Origin of the sequence: Enterococcus pernyi (genome assembly GCF_045371165.1) — a bacterium.
Lineage (GTDB): Bacteria > Bacillota > Bacilli > Lactobacillales > Enterococcaceae > Enterococcus_B > Enterococcus_B pernyi.
On the sequence record NZ_JBIQDM010000024.1, the window covers coordinates 1 to 1,672 of the forward strand.

The 1,672-nt window shown below is 40.4% G+C and carries 3 protein-coding genes; all 3 read right to left on the bottom strand.

Translation table 11 applies throughout. The features are described 5' to 3' along the window. Positions 1-947: LXG domain-containing protein (locus tag ACH0AK_RS14875; protein WP_499797080.1), on the bottom strand; the 947-nt coding region annotated here is incomplete at its 3' end. Then, positions 944-1,291, bottom strand: coding sequence for a DUF3958 family protein (locus ACH0AK_RS14880; RefSeq protein WP_137072547.1), 348 nt, complete (start codon positions 1,289-1,291; stop codon positions 944-946). The genes ACH0AK_RS14875 and ACH0AK_RS14880, both read right to left, overlap by 4 nt. After that, positions 1,291-1,572: a TIGR04197 family type VII secretion effector gene (locus tag ACH0AK_RS14885; protein ID WP_023519882.1), complete on the bottom strand. Its 282-nt coding sequence runs from the start codon at positions 1,570-1,572 to the stop codon at positions 1,291-1,293. Before ACH0AK_RS14885 ends, ACH0AK_RS14880 begins: the two co-directional genes overlap by 1 nt. Positions 1,573-1,672: the final 100 nt, after the last annotated feature.

Sequence of the window (1,672 nt, forward strand, 5' to 3'; positions counted from 1 at the left end):
AGTGGGTCTAGTTTTTCACCAGTTTCATAATTAACACCTTGGCGCCAAGCCACATTGACTTTTTCTTGGTAAGTATCGTACGTCATGAATTGGATCAGTTCAGGTTCTAAATATTGCCCTACTTTCGTGACATATTGATAGAGCTCGGGGTTCACGATACCGTAGCCTGATTGCTTGTCTTCGATTTTCCAAAAGACACGTGGATTCCCATCGCTATCGTGAATAATGAGAGCATAGACGTTGTACTTTTCTAGTTCTTTGTTTTTAGTTGGATCGATGCCTTTTTTCTCGTTTTCTGCTTGTTGCCATTTGTCTTGGATCGTGGTTGTCCACGACAAATCTTTCGGGATAGAGAATGTCTTCGTTTGGCTATTCCAAGCAGTTTTCGTTTGAGCAAGGCCTTGATTGACTGCTTGTTCGAGACTTTTGATTTCTGTAAAAAATTGGGCGGAACTTTGATTGTAAGCTAAGAGTTTTTGGAATTTTTCTTCCAGTTTGTGTTTCAAGTCATGATACATCATGAGTAACAACGTATTCTGATTGAGTTGAAAGCCTTGGTGTTCTTCTGGCATATGTGGTGAAAGAAGCAGTTGCCGTATTCCCTCGGCTTGGATGATATATTGATTCATTTGACGAATTTGTGCTTCTAATTCGGATTGTTTCAAGCTAATGGAGTCGACTTGTTCTATGTACTGTTGTGGAAATCGTTTTGCTACTTTTTCGACCGCTTCGGAGAGTAAGATTCCTCCTTGCACGAGTGGGTATAGTACTTGGGAAAAATAGGCTTTCGCAGCGTCGTAGGTTTTCCCTTGGAGATTGGGCGTTTGTAAAGTGAATTGAGTGATGGCTTGTTGGAGATTTTGGTAATCAGTGACTTGTTTTTGGCAGAAGTGACTGGCGCTCGTAGCTTGTGTTAAGGAGTCGTTTAGGTACATGTCGATACTCATAGGTTTTGTTCCTCCGACATGATTTTTCTTTTCTCAAAAGCAATTTCTTCGAGTTTATTCGTGATTCTTTGTTGTTGGATCATTTCGTGATGTTGGCATTCATCAAAGCCATTCATCAATCGCCTACTTTGATGTGAAAACTCCGAGGTGAATGTTTCGATGGACGTAAAGGTATTCGATTTCTGGTAGGACATCTGTAATCGAAATAAGAAGTTTCCGATTTCTTTAAAGTGATTCTGGTAATCTGAACGGCAGGCATCAAGTTGTTTCATTTTCTTTTCCTGTTCTTCTCTTTTTGCTTGCAGCAACGTTTCCTCGGTATCAAGATTTGTCCATTGGTTCATTAGCGTCTCTCCTTAAAAAGATCTCGACTTAACTGAGTGTCTAGTGTAGAAAATCCTTGAGCAGCAGTTTGCAATTGATTAGCAGCGCCTGAGATAGCTGAGGCAATTTGATTGGCTGAGTTTTTGGCGGACGTTATGCTACTTTGAATGTCTTGATTGCCAATTAGCGTGGTGCGTGTGTCATTTTGAAGCGATGATGCTTGGTTTAAAGGGGTGGTTGCACTGGTGATTCTTGAAGTGGACTGTTGGGCTTGTTGAGAATTACTGCTGAATGTAACCATAGATCTCCTCCTCGATTTATATAGGCTGTATAGAACGCTTACATATTCATTATAACAATACATAACCTTTCGTTGGATGAGAATTGTATTAGATAGGTCT

Excerpts from the sequence above, each read along its gene's own strand:
- ACH0AK_RS14880 (WP_137072547.1), bottom strand. The coding sequence starts at position 1,291 with ATGAACCAATGGACAAATCTTGATACCGAGGAAACGTTGCTGCAAGCA.
- ACH0AK_RS14885 (WP_023519882.1), bottom strand. The coding sequence starts at position 1,572 with ATGGTTACATTCAGCAGTAATTCTCAACAAGCCCAACAGTCCACTTCA.